Source organism: Streptomyces sp. WM4235, assembly GCF_001279725.1.
Lineage (GTDB): Bacteria > Actinomycetota > Actinomycetes > Streptomycetales > Streptomycetaceae > Streptomyces.
The window spans coordinates 46,220-63,178 of record NZ_LGDE01000136.1 but is presented as its reverse complement, the minus strand read 5'-3'; the positions used below and the strand labels follow the sequence as shown (position 1 = coordinate 63,178).

Annotated in this window: 17 protein-coding genes and 1 pseudogene; 12 read left to right on the top strand and 6 right to left on the bottom strand. The window is 72.8% G+C overall.

Annotated elements, in window-relative coordinates:
* The first annotated feature begins 79 nt into the window (after positions 1-79).
* Positions 80-772, top strand: coding sequence for a glycerophosphodiester phosphodiesterase (locus ADK55_RS13135; RefSeq protein ID WP_053678278.1), 693 nt, complete (start codon positions 80-82; stop codon positions 770-772).
* A gap of 43 nt (positions 773-815) precedes the next feature.
* Here the strand turns inward: ADK55_RS13135 and ADK55_RS13130 are convergent, their stop codons facing one another.
* Positions 816-1,355, bottom strand: coding sequence for a GNAT family N-acetyltransferase (locus tag ADK55_RS13130; RefSeq protein WP_053678276.1), 540 nt, complete (start codon positions 1,353-1,355; stop codon positions 816-818).
* A 146-nt stretch (positions 1,356-1,501) separates the two neighbouring features.
* Between ADK55_RS13130 and ADK55_RS13125 the strand changes: the two genes are divergently transcribed.
* From ADK55_RS13125 to ADK55_RS13100, 6 genes are all read left to right on the top strand, one after another.
* Positions 1,502-2,080 (top strand): DUF5134 domain-containing protein, encoded by a 579-nt coding sequence (locus ADK55_RS13125; protein WP_053678274.1) that lies wholly within the window; start codon positions 1,502-1,504, stop codon positions 2,078-2,080.
* A 92-nt stretch (positions 2,081-2,172) separates the two neighbouring features.
* Positions 2,173-3,111 (top strand): M56 family metallopeptidase, encoded by a 939-nt coding sequence (locus ADK55_RS13120; RefSeq protein ID WP_053678272.1) that lies wholly within the window; start codon positions 2,173-2,175, stop codon positions 3,109-3,111.
* A gap of 33 nt (positions 3,112-3,144) precedes the next feature.
* Entirely contained in the window at positions 3,145-3,807 is a 663-nt protein-coding gene (locus ADK55_RS13115; RefSeq protein ID WP_053678270.1) for a phosphatase PAP2 family protein, read from the top strand.
* A gap of 108 nt (positions 3,808-3,915) precedes the next feature.
* Positions 3,916-4,368 carry a hypothetical protein gene (locus tag ADK55_RS13110; protein WP_159041378.1) on the top strand — a complete coding sequence of 151 codons (453 nt, stop codon included), beginning with the start codon at positions 3,916-3,918 and terminating at the stop codon, positions 4,366-4,368.
* A gap of 140 nt (positions 4,369-4,508) precedes the next feature.
* Positions 4,509-5,321 (top strand): hypothetical protein, encoded by an 813-nt coding sequence (locus ADK55_RS13105; protein ID WP_053678266.1) that lies wholly within the window; start codon positions 4,509-4,511, stop codon positions 5,319-5,321.
* 117 nt (positions 5,322-5,438) lie between these two features.
* Positions 5,439-6,068, top strand: a complete 630-nt coding sequence (locus ADK55_RS13100) for a TetR/AcrR family transcriptional regulator (RefSeq protein ID WP_053678264.1) — start codon at positions 5,439-5,441, stop codon at positions 6,066-6,068.
* 21 nt (positions 6,069-6,089) lie between these two features.
* Here the strand turns inward: ADK55_RS13100 and ADK55_RS13095 are convergent, their stop codons facing one another.
* Positions 6,090-7,574: an LVIVD repeat-containing protein gene (locus tag ADK55_RS13095; RefSeq protein ID WP_053678262.1), complete on the bottom strand. Its 1,485-nt coding sequence runs from the start codon at positions 7,572-7,574 to the stop codon at positions 6,090-6,092.
* A gap of 76 nt (positions 7,575-7,650) precedes the next feature.
* Between ADK55_RS13095 and ADK55_RS13090 the strand changes: the two genes are divergently transcribed.
* Positions 7,651-8,304 carry a DUF305 domain-containing protein gene (locus ADK55_RS13090; protein ID WP_078998866.1) on the top strand — a complete coding sequence of 218 codons (654 nt, stop codon included), beginning with the start codon at positions 7,651-7,653 and terminating at the stop codon, positions 8,302-8,304.
* A gap of 52 nt (positions 8,305-8,356) precedes the next feature.
* Complete coding sequence (locus tag ADK55_RS13085; RefSeq protein WP_053678259.1) at positions 8,357-9,736, top strand: FAD-dependent oxidoreductase; 1,380 nt, start codon at positions 8,357-8,359, stop codon at positions 9,734-9,736.
* Between the two features lie 61 nt (positions 9,737-9,797).
* Here the strand turns inward: ADK55_RS13085 and ADK55_RS13080 are convergent.
* Both ADK55_RS13080 and ADK55_RS13075 read right to left on the bottom strand, forming a co-directional pair.
* Positions 9,798-10,136 (bottom strand): annotated as a pseudogene (locus ADK55_RS13080) (ArsR/SmtB family transcription factor); the annotation flags it as partial.
* 160 nt (positions 10,137-10,296) lie between these two features.
* Positions 10,297-11,397 carry an NADH:flavin oxidoreductase/NADH oxidase gene (locus tag ADK55_RS13075; RefSeq protein WP_053678257.1) on the bottom strand — a complete coding sequence of 367 codons (1,101 nt, stop codon included), beginning with the start codon at positions 11,395-11,397 and terminating at the stop codon, positions 10,297-10,299.
* Positions 11,398-11,626: 229 nt separating this feature from the next.
* Between ADK55_RS13075 and ADK55_RS13070 the strand changes: the two genes are divergently transcribed.
* From ADK55_RS13070 to ADK55_RS13060, 3 genes are all read left to right on the top strand, one after another.
* Positions 11,627-12,715, top strand: coding sequence for a WD40/YVTN/BNR-like repeat-containing protein (locus tag ADK55_RS13070; protein ID WP_053678316.1), 1,089 nt, complete (start codon positions 11,627-11,629; stop codon positions 12,713-12,715).
* 27 nt (positions 12,716-12,742) lie between these two features.
* Positions 12,743-13,429, top strand: coding sequence for a uracil-DNA glycosylase (locus ADK55_RS13065; protein WP_053678255.1), 687 nt, complete (start codon positions 12,743-12,745; stop codon positions 13,427-13,429).
* Between the two features lie 110 nt (positions 13,430-13,539).
* Positions 13,540-14,460 carry a sirohydrochlorin chelatase gene (locus ADK55_RS13060; protein ID WP_078998865.1) on the top strand — a complete coding sequence of 307 codons (921 nt, stop codon included), beginning with the start codon at positions 13,540-13,542 and terminating at the stop codon, positions 14,458-14,460.
* Between the two features lie 94 nt (positions 14,461-14,554).
* Here the strand turns inward: ADK55_RS13060 and ADK55_RS13055 are convergent, their stop codons facing one another.
* Together ADK55_RS13055 and ADK55_RS13050 are read right to left on the bottom strand one after the other, a co-directional pair.
* A complete protein-coding gene (locus ADK55_RS13055; protein ID WP_053678251.1) occupies positions 14,555-15,622 on the bottom strand; it encodes a lactonase family protein in 1,068 nt (355 codons plus the stop codon).
* Positions 15,623-15,677: 55 nt separating this feature from the next.
* Entirely contained in the window at positions 15,678-16,817 is a 1,140-nt protein-coding gene (locus ADK55_RS13050) for a nitric oxide synthase oxygenase (RefSeq protein ID WP_053678249.1), read from the bottom strand.
* Positions 16,818-16,959: the final 142 nt, after the last annotated feature.

The window sequence follows — 16,959 nt, the reverse complement described above, 5'->3', positions numbered from 1 at the left end:
AGCATGCGCCTCACCGCGCGCGGCCGGTCGGGACACCGCGACCGTGCGGGGAGCCGCCGTCGACGGAAGCGAGAGAACCTTGACTTTCCTCACCATCGGTCATCGCGGGGTCATGGGCGTCGAACCGGAGAACACGCTGCGGTCGTTCGCCCGCGCGCAGCGATCCGGCATGGACGTCATCGCCCTGGATGTACGCCTGAGCAAGGACGGCGCCCTCGTCGTACTGCACGACGAGGAGGTGGACCGCACCACCGACGGAGCCGGCCCCGTCGCCGAACTCACCCTGGCCGAACTGCGCACGCTGGACGCCGGGCAGGGCGAACGGGTGCCGGTCCTGGACGAGGTGGCGGACGCGGTGGAGGTACCGCTCCAGGCCTGCGTCCAGGACCCGGCCACCGCCGAGGCGCTCGCCCGGTGGATCCTGCGCCGCGACCTGACCTCGCGGGTCGAGGTCGCCTCGTACGACGACGCGGTGCTCGCGGAGGTCACCCGGCTGGTGCCGGGCGTGCGCGGCTGCCTCTACGCCGACCGGCACGAGGCGCAGCGCAGGGTCATCGAGGACCGGGCGCCGGCAGCGGGCGCCGAGACCGTCGCCCTGGAGATCCACCGACTCAACCTGGCGCTTGTGGAGTCGCTCCACGCGGAGGGGCTGCGGGTGACCGGGCGGACCGTCAACACCCTGGAGCACCTGCGGCTGGCGCGCGCCCTCCAACTGGACGGCGTGATCACGGACTTCCCGGAGATCCGCAGCACGGGCCGCTTCACCGCCTGACCAGTCGCGTCGAGCGCCGGGACCCGGCCAACCGCAGGGCGCGCTACAGGGACTTGACCAGCAGTTCGAAGGCCAGGTCCTCACGGCGCGGCTTGCCGAAGCGCTCGTCGCCGTACGGGAAGGGGCTCAGCTCGCCGGTGCGCGCGTAGCCGCGGCGCACGTAGTAGGCGATGAGCTCCTCCCGTACGTTGATCACCGTCATCCGCATCTCCTTGACGTCCCACTGCTCTCGGGCGCGGCGCTCCGCCTCGGCCAGGATCTCCTTGCCGAGGCCGCCGCCCTGAAGGCCGGGGCGGACGGCGAACATCCCGAAGTAGGCGTGGTCGCCGCGGTGCGCGAGGTGACAGCAGGCGACGATCTCGCCCGCGCGTTCGACGACGAGGAGCACGCTGTCCGGGCCGCCGATGACCTGGCGGACACCGTTCTCGTCGGTGCGCTGTCCGTCGAGGTGGTCCGCCTCCGTGGTCCAGCCGCCGCGGCTGGCGTCCCCGCGGTAGGCCGACTCGACGAGCGCCACGAGTTCCGGCACGTCGGCCTCGACGGCGCTGCGATAACTCAGTTCGGTGGGGTGGGCGGTCGACATCGACGGCTCCGTTCTTCCTCTGGGCACATGCCGCGCCTGGCACGGTATGGAGAGCCTAACCCGGGCCGGCGTGCGGACCTGCGGACAGGGGCATCTCTTCCGGTGAAGCCGACGAACCGGGGGGTTCCGCCGTGCACGGATCCGCGATGTCCTCCATCTCCTCCGTCCTTTCCGCCTGGCTGCTCGTGCTGCTGTGCGCCGTGAGCGGGACCTACTGTCTGCTGCGCGCGAGCAGAGCCGGCGGGGAGGGCCGCGGGCCGGCGGCGGGCGAGGCCGTGATGGGACTCGGGATGGCCGTGATGGCCGTACCGCCGGGGACCGGGGCGTGGGGCGCGCGGATCCTGCTGGGCGCGTTCTGCGGCGCCGCCCTGCACGCGCTGTGGCTGCTGCGCGACGGCGCCCACCACGCGCACCACCTGGTGGGCTCCCTGGCGATGGCCTACATGGCCTACCAGGGCCTGGCGATGACAGCCGGACACGGGCACGGCCCGGCGGTCGGGGCGGCGCGGGGGATGCCGCTGGTGACCGGGGTGCTGCTCGTCTACTTCACGGGGTACGTGCTGCTCGCGGGGGCCCGGCTGATGGCCGGCGGGGGCGGGCGGCCCGTGGTGTCCGCGGCGGGCGGGCAGTCCCTCGCGTCGGCCGTCGGCGGGACCGGCGAACTGACCCGGGCCTGTCGACTCGCCATGGGCATCGGCATGTTGGCGATGCTGCCGGGCATGTGAGGTCCCGGGCGGGCCGCACCGGCACGTGTCCTGCGTCACCAATGCGCCGAGGCGATACCCGGGGGAGGTCTCGCGCTCATAGGCTGGCGACCATGATGGTCCCCGCCGCCCTTCTGCTGCTCGGCGCACTGACCGCTGTGCTCGCTCCCCGTCTGCTGGCCCGGGCCCGATGGCCCGACCGCGAGCCGGTCGTCGCGCTGTGGGTGTGGCAGTGCGTGGTGGGCGCGGTGCTCCTGTGCCTGGCGCTGTCGATGGTCTTGAGCGCGGCGGCCGCCTGGCCGGCGGTCCGGGGCCGGCTCTTCGCGTCCGCGCCGCACGGGGTGGCCGACGCGTACGCGCTGGGTACGGCGGGCGGGCCCTGGGCCATCGGCACCGCGCTGGTCCTCGCGGGCGGCGGACTGTGGACGGGCGCGATGCTGACGCGCGAGGTGCTGCGGGCGCGGGCCCGACGGCGCGTGGGGGCGGCCGAACTCCGGGACCGGGCCCCGCTGTTGCCCGGCGAGGACCCCGCGGCGGCGCGCCTCGTCGTCCTGGAGGGTTCCCGGCCCGAGGCGTGGTGGCAGCCGGGGGCGGTCCCGCGCCTGGTGGTCAGCACCGCGGCGTTGGGGCGGCTCAAGGGCAGCCAGCTGGACGCGGTGCTGGCGCACGAACAGGGTCACGTGGCGGCCCGGCACGACTGGTTGTTGCACTGCTCGCGGGCGCTCGCCCAGGGGTTCCCGCAGATCCCGGTGTTCGCGGCGTTCGAGGCCGAGATGCACCGGTTGGTGGAGCTCGCCGCCGACGACGTGGCCTCGCGGCGCTTCGGGCGGCTGACGATCGCGCTCGCCCTGGTGGGGCTCAACGAGGACCGCGGTGTCTTCGGCCCCTGCCCCACCCCGCAGGCCCACGTACCGCAGCGGGTGCGGCGCCTGCTGTCGGCGGCGCCCCGCCTGTCACCGGTCCGTCGGCTGCGTCTGACGGCCCTGGCGACCCTGGTCCCGGCGGTGCCGCTGCTGGTCGCGTTCGTACCGGGCCTCAGCGCGCTGACGTAGGGCCCCGGTCGCGAGCGGTGCGAGGATCTCCGCATGCGGAATGACCTCGTACGGATTGCCGGGATCTCCTGCGCGCTGCTCGCCGCCGTTCTGACGGTGCTCGTGGTGAGACGGTGGGACCCGCTGATCTCCTTCGACGACGGGGTCGCCCGGGACCTGCACGCGCACGCCGTCACGCACCCCGGGGTCACCCACCTGGCGCGGGTGCTCTCCGACTGGGTCTGGGACCCGTGGACCATGCGCGCCCTGGCCGCGGCCGCCTGCCTCCTGTTGTGGTGGCGGGGTGACCGCAACCGCGCGATGCGGGTCGCGGTCGCCGCCCTCGTGGCCTCGGTGGTGCAGCAGGGGTTGAAGGCGCTGGTGGGTCGGGAGCGGCCGGAGTGGCCGGACCCGGTGGACTCGGCCCACTTCGCCGCGTATCCGTCCGGGCACGCGATGACGGCGACCGTGGTGTGCGGAACGCTGCTCTGGCTGCTGCCCGAGCAGACCCCGAGGACGAAGGCGGCCGCCGCGTGGACCCTCGCCGTCGTCTCGGTCGTCGGGGTCGGCCTCACCCGGCTCTACCTCGGCGTCCACTGGTTCTCGGACGTGCTCGCCGGCTGGCTGCTGGGCGTGGCCCTGGTCGCGCTCGTGACGCTGTGGCGGCCCCGCTCCGGGCGACCCCCCGCGTCGCCCGGAGCACCCGGCCCCGCCTGAGGGATCGCGATCCCGTCGGTCGGGCGACGGCTCCTGTGCCCAGGATGCGTGCGTCCGGCGCGCCACGCCGGTCGGGGTCCTCGGCAGGTCCTGTGGCAGGCTCTGATCATGGACGCACCCTCGCGCGGCGCCTGGTCGCGCGCCGGAATCAGCCGTGACGGCGGACCGCTGCGGGAGACCGACACCGTCGTGTGGCTCCAGAGCGGCAGGTTCTACGCGGACAGTCGCGGTTTCGCCGGCACCACCTCCTACGAGGGCGGGCAGGTCACCTTCCACCACGAGGTGGGCGTCCCCGGGCACGACGTGGGAACCCTGCGCCGGGAGGGGGCGGGCCTGGTGGAGACCGGCACGAACCTCGACGGGAGCACCTTCCTGGAGGTCTGGATCCCCCTGGGCGACGGGGCCGACGAGGGGGGCGACGCCGCCGGGGCGGCCGGGGGGACGCGTGGGGACGAGGGGTCGTGGCGCGTCGGCGGCACCCAGACGGTCCGGGTGGGTGCGCACGTCGTGCACGTGGACGGGGCCGGGGTCGGCGCGCACTTCCTGCTGCCGCCCCGCTGATCCGTTCGGCCCGCGACCCGACCGGCCTGGTCCCGTTCGCGGAGGTCCCGCTCCCCGCGTCGAACGCGACGGTCCGGCGTACGTTGGAACGTGAGGCACGAACCTGAGGCAGGGTGCGGGCGGCAGGAAGGCCGGAGCCCATGGCAAGAGCGACCCATTCCCCCGTCGCCGGCAAGGTGGCCGGCATCCTGAACAGTCCCTTCGTCGGCATCTCCCCCTGGATCGCGTTCTCCCTGCTGGTGGGGCCGGGGCGGTTCGAGTGGGCGGTGGCGCTGGCCCTGGTGATCTCGCTGACCCTCGTGGTGGGGGGCCGACTGGTCGACCGCGGCTCGTCGTGGAAGCTTCTGGAACTGTCCGACCTGGTGTTCTTCGGAGTCCTGAGCATCGTGGGCCTCACGGCGAGTCCGGGCACCCTGCGGTGGCTGGAAACGTACGCCGGCGAGGTCTCCAACATCGCCCTGGTGGTCATCGCGTTCGGGTCCATGGCCGTGCGGATGCCCTTCACCCTCCAGTACGCCCGCGAGCGCGTGGACCCCTCGCTCTGGAAGACGCCCGCCTTCCTGCGGACCAACTACGCGATCACCGGGGTCTGGGGGCTCGCCTTCCTGGTGGCCGCCGTCGCGGGCGCCTTCGGCGACCTGGTGCTGCGCAACCCGAACAACATCTGGACGGGCTGGATCATCCAGATCCTGGCGATCGTGGCGGCCCTGCGCTTCACCGAGTGGTACCCCGACGTCGCGCGCGCCAAGGCCCGCGGCCTGCCCGCACCGCCGGTCTCCAGACTGCTGCTCCCGCTGGCCGGGCTGCTGATCCCGGTGGGGATCGCCGTGCTGATCTTCGACAACACGTGGTGGCTCGGCGTCGGCCTGATCGTCGTCGGCGGTTTGACCACCCGACTGCTGCGCCGACAGGAGGAGCCGGCCGGCTCGCCTGATCAACAGGTGCCCGGCTGAATCGTTTCAGCAGACCGCCGGATCCTGCCTGCTCTGGGCGATCCCCCGCGTCGCCCAGAGCAGACGATCTCGTGCGCTGAGTATATTGGCTCGCAGCCAGTCAACGCAGGAGTAAGCATGTCCCCGCGCAGCGCATCGGTCAATGAAGAATTGCGTAGACGTTCCCGGGAGCGGCTGCTGCAGGCCACGGTCGAACTCGTCGCCGAGCGCGGCTACGAGGCCACGACCCTCGGCGACATCGCGGACCGCGCGGGCGCGGCCCGCGGCCTGGTCTCGTACTACTTCCCCGGCAAGCGACAGTTGCTCCAGTCGGCCGTGCACCGTCTGATGCACCTGACCTTGGAAGCGGCCCTGGAACGGGATCCTCCGGCGGATGACGGCCGCGAGCGGCTGGCCCGGGCGATCGACGCGATCCTGGGCCTCGCCCGGGACCGGCCGCGGCTGATGCGGACCCACATGGCGGGCATCCTCCAGGCGGAGGGGTTCGTCCAGTGCGTCGAACAACAACGGCTCGCGGAGCTGCTGCGGGACACGGTCGCCCGATACGGGTCGGCGGACGTGGACACCGACTACCCGCTGCTGCGGGCCCTGCTGATGGGCGCGGTGGTGGCGGTGCTGCTGCCGGGAGCGCCGATGCCGCAGACCCGGCTGCGGGCCGAGCTGTTCCAGCGGTACGCGTTGGACTGGGAGATGGGCGACCCGCCGGACGGCGGGCCGCCCGGCGGATCGTTCCCCTCGGCACGGTGAGTGCCCTGTCGTCGGGCGGGGTCAGTGGTACTCGGGTTGCGTCTGCACGTTGAGGCCGTCCATCCGCACCCACTTGGCGCTGTCGGTGCGCCGGTCGTCGAGCCGCAGCACGTCGAGGCCCTTGACGATGTCGTTCGAGTAGATGTGTCCGTTGTAGTAGTACGCCGACCAGGAACCGCCGAGGCCGAGCGTGTCGGTGGTCAGGGGGCCGCGCTCGAAGTACGCGATCTCCCTGGGCCGGGTGGAGTCGGTGAAGTCCCACACCGAGATCCCGCCCTGGTACCAGGCCTGCACCATGACGTCGCGACCGCCGCCGACCGGGATCAGCGAGCCGTTGTGGGCCACGCAGTTCTCGGTGTCGGCCTGGAGCCGCGGGATCTTGAAGTAGCTCTTGAAGACGAGCTTGCGCTGGTCCCCGCGCCCGGTGATGTCGTAGATCCCGTCCGCGCCCCGGTCGGGGCCGGTGGCCTCGTTGCAGGTGGCGCCGCTGCCGCCGCCCAATTCGTCGGTGAACACGACCTTGTTCGCGCGCTCGTTGAAGGTCGCGGAGTGCCAGAACGCGAAGTTCACGTTGTCCTGGACCCGGTCGATGACCCGCGGCTGCTCGGGCTTGCTGATGTCGAAGAGGATGCCGTCGCCCATGCAGGCGCCGGCGGCGAGGTTCTTCGAGGGGAGCACGGTGATGTCGTGGCAGCCGGTGGTCTTGGAGACGCCGGGGTTGGCGGGCGCTCCCGGGTTCCCGCCGTCCGGGAAGAGGACGGGGAAGGCGACGACCGAGGCCGTCGTCGGGGCCTTCTTCGGGACCTTGACGACGGAGATGCCGTCGTGCGGCGGCTTGCAGTCGGGGAAGGCCTCGTTCGGCGAGTACGAGGAGACGTAGAGGTAGATGTCACGGCCGCCCGGGACCAGGGTGTGGGTGTGCGAGCCGCAGGCGGTCTCCACCGACTTGATGTACTTGGGGTTCTTCTTGTCCTTGATGTCGAAGATCTTGATGCCCTCCCACGAGGACTTCTCCGTGGCGGGCTGCGAGACGCTGTTGCAGGAGTCGTCGCTGCGCGAGGAGTCGGTGGAGAGGAACAGCAGGTCGCCGGAGACCGATACGTCGTTCTGCCCGCCGGGGCACAGGACCGTGGTGACGGTCTTGGGCGCCTTCGGGTTGCCGATGTCGTAGATGGTGAAGCCGTCGTAACTGCCCGCGTAGGCGTACCTGCCCTGGAAGGCCAGGTCCGAGTTGATGCCCTGGGGGTTGGCGCTGGGGATGTTGGCGAGGGGCTTGATGTTGCGGCTGTGCACGATCTCGTCCTGACCGGGGATCTCCCCGGGGGCGAGTTCGCGGCCTTGGGCGGGTGCGGCGTTCCGCGCGGATCCGACGCCGGGTAACGCGTCGCCCGGGTCGGGGCTGGCGACCGCCGGTCCGGCGGTGGCCAGGAGCGTGGAGAGCAGCCCGGCGGCCACGAGGGCCACCGCCGGACTCCTGCGTGGCGCTCTGACGGTGTGCGAGGTCACTGTGCCTCCCGTGGGGGCCCGTGCGTTCCGCTCTTCCTGGGAACGGAACCTGGACCCCGGCAGTATCGTCCTTTCCATGGACATGGCAAACGCCTTACTCGGCCGAATCCTGGGAGCGGCGCTGACCGCCGGTCTCCTGTTCACCCTCGCCGGCTGCCGGCAGGACGGCTCGTCGGACGACGCCCGTGACGGCTCGCCGGTGGTCGTGGCCCCCGGCAGACCGGGTGAGAGGGCACGGACCCTCTCCCCCGAACAGGCCGCCAAGGAGCGTCCGGACGACAGTCCCAACGCCGCCGACCAGACGTACGTGCGCCACATGATCGAGCACCACGGGCAGGCGCTGACGATGAGCGCGCTCGCCCCGACCCGGGCCTCGGCCGACGGGGTCAAGCGGGTCGCGGAACGCATAGCCGCCGCGCAGCGACCCGAGATGGGGGCCATGGAGAAGTGGCGGGCACGGCACCCGGAGCCCTCCACCGACGCCGGATCCCATGACCACGGAGCGATGCCGGGCATGGCCACGGAGCGGCAACTCGCGGATCTCGCCGCGGCGAGGGGCGCGGACTTCGACCGGCTCTTCCTCACGCTGATGATCGCCCACCACGAGGGCGCCGTGAAGATGGCGGGCGAGGCGCTGGCCGGGGGCAACAACGTGGCGGTCGAGGAGATGGCGACGGAGGTGGTGGCCACCCAGAGCGCCGAGATCCACCGTATGCGCGCGATGGGCTGACGGCCGGGGGGCCCGGTGTCATGCTGGGAACACCTGCGGGAGGAGCTCCGCCGTGCTTCGTGTCGCCGTCGTCGGTTCGGGCCCGAGCGGGGTCTACGCCGCGCAGACCCTGGTCCAGCAGCGCGAGGTGCCGGGTGTACGGGTCGATGTGCTGGACCGACTGCCGGCGCCGTACGGGCTCGTGCGGTACGGGGTGGCCCCCGACCACGAGAAGATCAAGTCGCTGACCGGAAGTCTGCGCGCGGTGCTGGAGGACGAGCGGATCCGCTTCCTCGGGAACGTGGAGGTGGGCGGCCCGAGCCTGACCACCGCCCGGCTGCTGGAGCTGTACCACGCGGTCGTGTACTGCGTCGGCGCCGCCCGGGACCGGCTGCTGGGGATCCCCGGCGAGGAACTGGCCGGGGTGCACTCCGCGACGGCCTTCGTGGCCTGGTACAGCGGGCACCCGGACGCGGCGGCCTTCGATCTGCGCGGGGTGCGCTCGGCGGTGGTGGTCGGGGCGGGCAACGTCGCGGTGGACGTGACCCGCATCCTGGCCCGGGGCGCGCCCGAGCTGACGGCGACCGACATGCCGCACCCGGCTCTGGGGGTGCTGGCGGGCAGTGGTCTGCGGACGGTGTCGATGGTCGCCCGGCGCGGCCCCTCCCAGGGCCGGTTCACCACGAAGGAACTGCGCGAACTGGGCACCCTGCCGGGGGTCGCGGTGCGGGTGGATCCCGCCGAACTGGCCCTGGACCCGACCTACCGCGACCCGGACGCGGCGGCCGCGCTGCCCGCCGTGGCCCGGCGGAACCTTGAGGTGCTGCGGGGCTGGGCCGAGGCGGACGGCGAGGAGGCGGCCGAGAAGCCGGATCGGACCATCGCCCTGCGGTTCCAGTTGCGTCCGGCGATGGTGCTGGGCGGGACGGACGGGCGGGTCGTCGGCATGCGGTTCGAGCGGACCGCGCAGGACGGCGCGGGCGGGGTGACCGGCACGGGCGTGTACGAGGACGTCCCGGCGGAGCTGGTCCTGCGGTCGGTGGGGTACCAGGGCGTGCCCCTGCCCGGTCTGCCGTTCGACGCCGCGCGCGGCACGATCCCGCACGCGGCAGGTCGGGTGCTGCGCGCGGGCCGGGCCTCGGTCGGGGAGTACGTGGCGGGCTGGATCAAACGCGGCCCGACCGGGGTGATCGGCACCAACCGGCCGTGCGCCAAGGAGACGGCGTCCTCGCTGCTCCAGGACGCGGGGGCGCTGGCCCGGCGCCGGCTTCCGGGCGACCCGCTGGACGCCCTGCGGGCGGCGGGACTGAGGCCGGTGGAGTGGCCGGGCTGGCTGGCCATCGAGATCGCGGAGGCCGACCTGGGGCGCTCGCTGGGACGCCGCTCCGTCAAGATCCCCGACTGGTCGGGCCTGCTGGGCGCGGCGGGCTCCCCGTCGCCCCCTACGCCGTGACCGCTGTCGTGTCCCGCGCCGTCACCGGATCCGCGGTCGGATCCGCCGCGGAGGTGGTCGTGAGGCGGGCCTCCTGGGCGCTCGCCGCTTGGAGGACGCTGTCCAGCAGGCCGGGGAAGAGGGCCTCCAGGTCGGCGTCTCGCAGGCCGTTCAGCTTGGTGGTGCCCGCGTAGGTCTGCCGTACGACGCCGCTCTCGCGCAGCACCCGGAAGTGGTGCGTGGTCGTCGACTTGGTGACCGGCAACGCGAAGTGCGAACAGGCGAGTTCGGTGTCCGAGGAGGCCAGGTCCCGGACGATGGACAGTCGCAGCGGGTCGGAGAGCGCGTGCAGCACGCCCTCCAGGCGGATCTCGGCGCGGTCGGGGTGGGCGAGTGCGCGGGTGGTCTCACGTTCCGCCATGTCCTGCTCCACTCGCTCGGTGTGACTCGTGCCGCCATTGTACGAGGGATGCCGTACGAGACGGCCCGCGCGGGGAGGGCCGTCTCGCGGCGGGGACGTCTCCCGGCGGGACGCCTCCCGGTGGGGCCGGCCCGGACGTGGGGGCCCGGGCCGACCCGGTTCACCAGGCCCGGTGGTACGGGGAGGGCGTACGCGGCTCCGCGCCCAGTTCGGCCGCCGCGCGGCGGGCCCAGTACGGGTCGCGGAGCAGTTCCCGGCCGAGCAGGATCGCGTCGGCCTCCCCGTTGGACAGGATCTTCTCGGCCTGGGCGGGCTCGGTGATCAGGCCGACGGCGGCGACGGGCAGCGAGGTCTCGGCCTTGACCCGGGCCGCGAAGGGCACCTGGAAGCCGGGAGCCACCGGGATCTCGGCGTCCGGGGCGAGTCCGCCGGTGGAGACGTCGAGGAAGTCCACGCCGTGCTCGTGCAGGAGAGCGGCCAACCGGACGGTGTCGTCGCCGGTCCAGCCGTCCTCTTCCAGCCAGTCGGTGGCGGAGACCCTGAAGAACAGCGGGAGTTCCTCGGGCCACACCGCCCGTACGGCGTCGACGACTTCGAGGGCGAAGCGGGTGCGGTTCTCGAAGGAGCCGCCGTATTCGTCGGTGCGGTGATTGCTGCGCGGGGACAGGAACTGCCCGATGAGGTAGCCGTGCGCGCCGTGGATCTCGACGATCTCGAAGCCGGCTTCGAGGGAGCGGCGGGCGGCGTCCGCGAACTGCGCGGTGACCTCGTGGATCTGCTCGACCGTCAGCTCGTGCGGGATCGGGTCGCCCTCGTGGAAGGGCAGCGCGCTCGGGGCGTCGGGCAGCCAGCCGTGGCCCTCGGGTCCGACCGACCGGCCGCCCTTCCAGGGGCGCTCGGTGGATGCCTTCCGGCCGGCGTGCGCAAGCTGAATGCCCGAAATGGTGCCCTGCGACTTGAGGAAGGCGGTGAGCGGGCGCAGCGCCTCGACCTGGGTGTCGTTCCAGATGCCGAGGTCGTACGGGGAGATGCGGCCCTCCGGCGAGATCGCGGTGGCCTCCTGGATGATCAGGCCGGTGCCACCGACGGCGCGGGCCGCGTAGTGCGCGAAGTGCCACGGGCCGGCCGCACCGACCGCGGGGCCGGTGGCCTCGGCGCTGTACTGGCACATCGGAGCCATCCACACGCGGTTCGGGATGGTCACCGAGCGGATCGTGCGGGGCTGGAAAAGGGCGGCAAACGCGGCGGGGGCAGCACTCATCGGGCTCTCCGGGTGTCGGTGGGCGCGCGCCGGGCTCGGCGGCTAAGTACGAGATTTACCGTACTACGAATTTCCCCGTACTACGAGACCTCTCGTACAACTGGGGTTCGCGGAGTCGCGGGGCCGGGACCGGAACCCGGAACGTCACTGCGAGCCGCTGTCGGCGGTCGGGTGCAGACTGACTCAAAGCTGCTGTCGTGAAGGACAAGGAAGTCCGGAGGTGTCGGCCATGTCCGACGTTCTGCTGCTCGCGGGTACCCGCAAAGGACTCTTCATCGGCCGACGGACGGACGCCGGGCCCTGGCGGTTCGACGGGCCGCACTTCAACGCCCAGGCCGTGTCCGCGGTCGCGATCGACACCCGGGACCCGGCCCCCCGCCTGCTGGTCGGCGGGGACAGCGCGCACTGGGGCCCGTCCGTCTTCAGCTCCGACGACCTGGGCGCGACCTGGCGGGAACCCACCGCGGCGGCCGTGCGGTTCCCCCGGGACACGGGCGCCTCACTGGAACGGGTGTGGCAGTTGCACCCCGCCGGACCGGAGGCCCCGGACGTGGTCTACGCGGGTACCGAACCGGCCGCCCTGTTCCGCTCGACCGACCGGGGCGAGTCCTTCGAGCTGGTCCGGCCGCTGTGGGAGCACCCGAGCCGCGGGAGTTGGGTACCGGGCGGTGGCGGCGAGGGCCTGCACACCGTGATCACGCACCCCGGCGATCCGGACGCCGTGACCGTCGCGGTCTCCACCGCCGGCGTGTTCCGGACCCGGGACGGCGGGGCGAGCTGGACCCCGTCGAACCACGGGGTCTCGGCCGTGTTCCTGCCGGACCCGAACCCGGAGTTCGGCCAGTGCGTCCACAAGATCGCCCAGGACGCCGGGAACGCCGACCGGCTGTACCTGCAGAACCACTGGGGGGTCTACCGCAGTGACGACGCGGGCACGGACTGGACCGACATCGGCGCCGGGCTGCCCTCCGACTTCGGCTTCGCGGTGGCCGCACACCCGCACCGGCCGGACACCGCGTACGTCTTCCCGCTCAACGCCGACTCCGATCGCGTCCCGGCCGAACACCGCTGCCGGGTGTTCCGCACACAGGACGCGGGGGCCCGCTGGGAGCCCCTGGAGCGGGGGTTGCCGGACGGGGACCACTACGGGACCGTCCTGCGGGACGCGCTCTGCACCGACGACGGGGACCCGGCGGGGATCTACTTCGGCAACCGCAACGGGGAGTTGTACGGCAGTCACGACGACGGGGACAGCTGGCAACTCCTGGCCGAGCACCTGCCGGACGTGCTCTGCGTGAGGGCCGCCGTTCTCCCGTGACGGATTGAGCCAGTAGAGTGATCGACCGTGGCAGCACGACCGTTGAACGAGATCGTCGAGCCGGGCTGGGCCCGGGCTCTTGAGCCGGTGGCCGCGCAGATCGCCGCGATGGGCGACTTCCTGCGCGGCGAGATCGCGGCGGGAAGGACGTACGTCCCCTCGGGGGCGAACGTCCTGCGCGCGTTCCAGCAGCCCTTCGACGAGGTGAAGGTGCTCATCGTCGGACAGGACCCGTACCCCACCCCGGGGCACGCGATGGGTCTGTCCTTCTCGGTGGCGCCCGAGGTGAGTCCGTGGCCGCCGAGCCTGGACAACATCTTCCGCGAGATGCACGCGGACATCGGGACGGGCCGGCCGCTCAACGGCGACCTGACCCCGTGGACCCGGCAGGGCGTACTGCTGTTGAACCGCTCGCTCACCACCGCCCCGCGCAAGACCGGCGGTCACCGCGGCAAGGGCTGGGAGGCCGTCACCGAGCAGGCCATCCGCGCGCTCGCCGCGCGCGGCAAGCCGCTGGTGTCCGTGCTGTGGGGGCGTGACGCACGCAACCTGCGGCCCCTGCTGGGCGACTTGCCGGCCGTGGAGTCCGTGCACCCCTCCCCCATGTCCGCGGCCAACGGGTTCTTCGGTTCCAGGCCGTTCAGCAGGACGAACGAGTTGCTGGTGGGACAGGGAGCGCAGCCGGTTGACTGGCGCCTGCCGAACGCCAGTTGATCCGTACAGTTGAAACGTATACGACATTCAACGGATAAATACGGACAGAAGCCGCCGGAAGAGGCCCTGCCCGAACACTCTCTTCCGATAAGCCAGTAGCATGCGGCGCCATGAGCTCCCCCACTGGGCCCGACAATGGCCTGCCCGTACGAATGCCGCGACCCCGCCCTGCCGGACGGCACCGCCGACCCGAGCCCGCGGTGGCGCCCGAGGGCGCGCCCGCGCTGGTGCTCGCCGTGCCCGGTGCCCCCTCCGCCGCCTCGCGCGGACTCGCGGAAGAGATCATCAGCATCGGTCGTTCCGAGCTGCCGGGCCTCGACGGCCGGATCGGGTACCTCGACGGCGATGACGTCGAGGGTTCCGAGTTCCCGTCGCTGTCCGGCGTACTGACCTCCGTCGCGCACGAGCGTGCCGCGCGCGCGGAGTTCTCCCGCGCCGCCGGGCACGAGGTGCCCCCGGCGACCGGCCCGGACGCGGTGGTCGTGCCCCTGCTGGCCGGCCCCGACGGCGACCTGCTGCGCCGCGTCCGCCAGGCGCTGATGGACTCCTCGGCCGCCGCCGAGCTGGCCGACGTGCTCGGCCCGCACCCGCTGCTCGCCGAGGGCCTGCACGTGCGGCTCTCCGAGGCCGGTCTGGCCCGCGCCGACCGGGCGCGCCTGTTCACCGTGACCACCGCCGCCGACGGCATCATCCTGGCGACCACCGGCGGCGAGGAGGCCGTCCGGGCCGCCGGGATCACCGGCATGCTGCTGGCCGCCCGTCTCGCGGTGCCGGTCAAGGCCGCCGCCCTGGACCAGGAGGGCTCGGTGGCGTCGATCGCCGAGCAGCTGCGCGCCGAGGGCTCGACGCAGTTGGCGCTGGCCCCGTACCTGATCGGCCCGGAGGCCGCCGAGGGGCTGCTGGACACGGCCTGCAAGGAGGCCGACTGCGCCACCGCCGAGGTGCTGGGGGCCTACCCGGCGCTCGGCAAGCTGGCCGTCGCGCAGTACAGCGCGGCGCTGGGGATCACCCTGGGCGCCGCGGCCCACTGAACCACCCGCTCGACATCCGTACGCGAGGGCCCGCGCTCCACGACCTGGAGCGCGGGCCCTCGTGCGTGCGGGAGCGGGCCCGTCGGCCGGGCGGTCAGCCGAAGACCACGCACGTGGCGGCGGGCACGGGGACCGAACCGGCCCGCCGCGGCCGGCCGGTCAGCGGGTCCACGTCGAACCAGGTGACGTCCCCGGACCTCTCGTTCGCCGCGTACAGCCGGCGGCCCGAGGGGTCGAGGGCGAGGTCGCGCGGCCCGCGCCCACCGCAGGAGACGATGGCGGTGAGCTGCGGTTTCTCGGGGCCGCCGGCGAGCGAGAAGGTGACGAGTGTGTCGGCGCCGCGCACGGCGGCCCAGACGAAGCGCCCGTCGGGCGAGGCGACCACGGCCGAGGGGTGGTCCCGTACGGGCCCTGAGGGCCCGCCCGCGGCGATCGGAACCTCCGCGACCGGTTCCAGTCGCCCGGAGGTCGCGGTCCACCGGCAGACGGTCAGCTGGGCCTCCAGTTCGTGCAGGACGTAGACCACCTCGCCGTCCGGGTGGAAGGCGAGGTGGCGCGGTCCCGTCCCGGCCCGCAGCGCGGTCTCGCCGTACGGCCGGGGCTCGCCGCCGGCCGGGTCGAGGGCGTGGACCAGTACCGAGTCGGTGCCCAGGTCCACGGCGAGCAGCCGGCGGCCGGTGGGGTCGGGCACCACCTGGTGGGCGTGCGGGGACGCCTGCCGGTCGGAGTCGAGACCGGAGCCGCGATGCGCCAGGACGGCGGCGGGCCCGAGGATCCGCCCGTCGGCGGCGAGCGGGAGGCTGCTGACGCTGCCGGAGGTGTAGTTGGCGGCGAACAGGCGCCGACCCGCGACGCAGAGATGGGTGGGACCGGACCCGCCGACCCGGACGGGGTCGCCGAGCGGTTCGAGCCCCTCGGCCGTGGCACGGAAGGCGCCGACCCCGCCCTGCTCGGTCTCGCTGACCGCGTAGAGCACCCCGGTGTCCCGCGCGAGGGCGAGGTACGAGGGGTCCACGAGGGCGGCGGTGGCGGAGATCGGGGTCAGCGCCCCGGTGGCCGGATCCACGGCCGCGGTGGTGACACCGCGACCGCCCCCCGAGGTGAACGAGCCGATGTAGGCCCGGTGTCCGTCCGCTTGGTCCGTGCTGTGCGCGTCGTCCACAGGTACCTCAATTCCGCCGTTCCGGATCCGTTCGGAGCCGACGGTAACAGAAGGTCTAGACCAAATCCCGCCCTTGGGCCCTTTCTTGCGCGCCGCGGTGGTGAACGTAGGCCGTCGCGCTGGCCCGGTCCTCGTACGTGCGGTGGAACACCGGGGTCGCGGAACCGGAGATCGGCGGCACGATCCAGGACCAGTCCGCCCCGACCGCACGACCCTTGCGCTCCTCCCGCTCCAGGTGGGACAGGAAGCGCCGGGACTCGGTGTGGTGGTCGGCGATGGTCACTCCGACCCGGTCGAAGGAGTCCAGTACGGCCCGGTTCAGCTCGACCAGGGCGCGGTCCTTCCAGAGGGAACGGTCGGTGGACAGGTCGAGGCCCAGCCGGCGGGCGACCGCGGGGAGGAGGTTGTACCGGTCGGTGTCGGCCAGGTTGCGGGCTCCTATCTCGGTGCCCATGTACCAGCCGTTGAACGGCGCCGCCGGGTAGTGGATGCCGCCGACCTCCAGGCACATGTTGGAGATGGCCGGGACCGCGTGCCAGCGAAGTCCCCAGTCCGCCCAGTCGTCGGCGGCGTCGGGGTGACGGATCGGGACCTCCAACACCGCGTCGGCGGGCGTCTCGAACCAGCGCGGCTTGTCGTCCACGCCCTGGACCACGAGCGGGAGGAGGTCGAAGGGGGTGCCGGGTCCGCCGGGCCAACCGAGGCCCAGCAGTGCGCCGGTGAGCGGGCCGTTGCGGGCGTCGCCGACGGTGATGGAGGGATGGTCTCCGTACCCGGCGTACCGGACCAGTTGCTCGCTCCAGATCAGCGGGCCGGGGTGGCCCGGGGCGTCCGGGGCGAAGACGGTGATGGTGGGCCGGACCCGGCCGCCGTTGGTGGCCTCGCGCAGGTGGGCGAAGCACTCCTCGGCGATGCCGTCGGCCTCGGTCAGTTCGCGGCGGTCGCGGACCCGCAGCGAGTTCCAGTAGAGCCTGCCTATGCAGCGGTTGCTGTTGCGCCAGGCGACGCGGGCGCCGTGCACCAGTTCCTCAGGGGTGTGTCGGTAGGTTCCGGTGCCCGCGAGTTCGGCCCGTACGGCGGCGAGTCGAGCACGCGGATCACCGGCTTCCGGATTCTCCCGGTGGAAGAGTCGGATGAACTCCTCGGCCGCTTCCCACACCTGAGCGGTGTCGGAGCGCTGGTGAAGAATTTCCATTCCGGGCCGTTACCCCCCGTTCGACCAGATCCACCCGGTACGTGCCGGATGAACGTGCATTCTCCGATCACCCGTTGTACATGCCGCAGGTCAGCGGCAGGCGACCCTTGCCAGGGGAACACTCGTCCGAGTGGTCTTGGCG

Excerpts from the sequence above, each read along its gene's own strand:
- ADK55_RS13130 (WP_053678276.1), bottom strand. The coding sequence starts at position 1,355 with ATGTCGACCGCCCACCCCACCGAACTGAGTTATCGCAGCGCCGTCGAG.
- ADK55_RS13125 (WP_053678274.1), top strand. The coding sequence starts at position 1,502 with ATGTCCTCCATCTCCTCCGTCCTTTCCGCCTGGCTGCTCGTGCTGCTG.
- ADK55_RS13120 (WP_053678272.1), top strand. The coding sequence starts at position 2,173 with ATGATGGTCCCCGCCGCCCTTCTGCTGCTCGGCGCACTGACCGCTGTG.
- ADK55_RS13115 (WP_053678270.1), top strand. The coding sequence starts at position 3,145 with ATGCGGAATGACCTCGTACGGATTGCCGGGATCTCCTGCGCGCTGCTC.
- ADK55_RS13110 (WP_159041378.1), top strand. The coding sequence starts at position 3,916 with ATGGACGCACCCTCGCGCGGCGCCTGGTCGCGCGCCGGAATCAGCCGT.
- ADK55_RS13105 (WP_053678266.1), top strand. The coding sequence starts at position 4,509 with ATGGCAAGAGCGACCCATTCCCCCGTCGCCGGCAAGGTGGCCGGCATC.
- ADK55_RS13100 (WP_053678264.1), top strand. The coding sequence starts at position 5,439 with ATGTCCCCGCGCAGCGCATCGGTCAATGAAGAATTGCGTAGACGTTCC.
- ADK55_RS13090 (WP_078998866.1), top strand. The coding sequence starts at position 7,651 with ATGGACATGGCAAACGCCTTACTCGGCCGAATCCTGGGAGCGGCGCTG.
- ADK55_RS13075 (WP_053678257.1), bottom strand. The coding sequence starts at position 11,397 with ATGAGTGCTGCCCCCGCCGCGTTTGCCGCCCTTTTCCAGCCCCGCACG.
- ADK55_RS13070 (WP_053678316.1), top strand. The coding sequence starts at position 11,627 with ATGTCCGACGTTCTGCTGCTCGCGGGTACCCGCAAAGGACTCTTCATC.
- ADK55_RS13060 (WP_078998865.1), top strand. The coding sequence starts at position 13,540 with ATGAGCTCCCCCACTGGGCCCGACAATGGCCTGCCCGTACGAATGCCG.
- ADK55_RS13050 (WP_053678249.1), bottom strand. The coding sequence starts at position 16,817 with ATGGAAATTCTTCACCAGCGCTCCGACACCGCTCAGGTGTGGGAAGCG.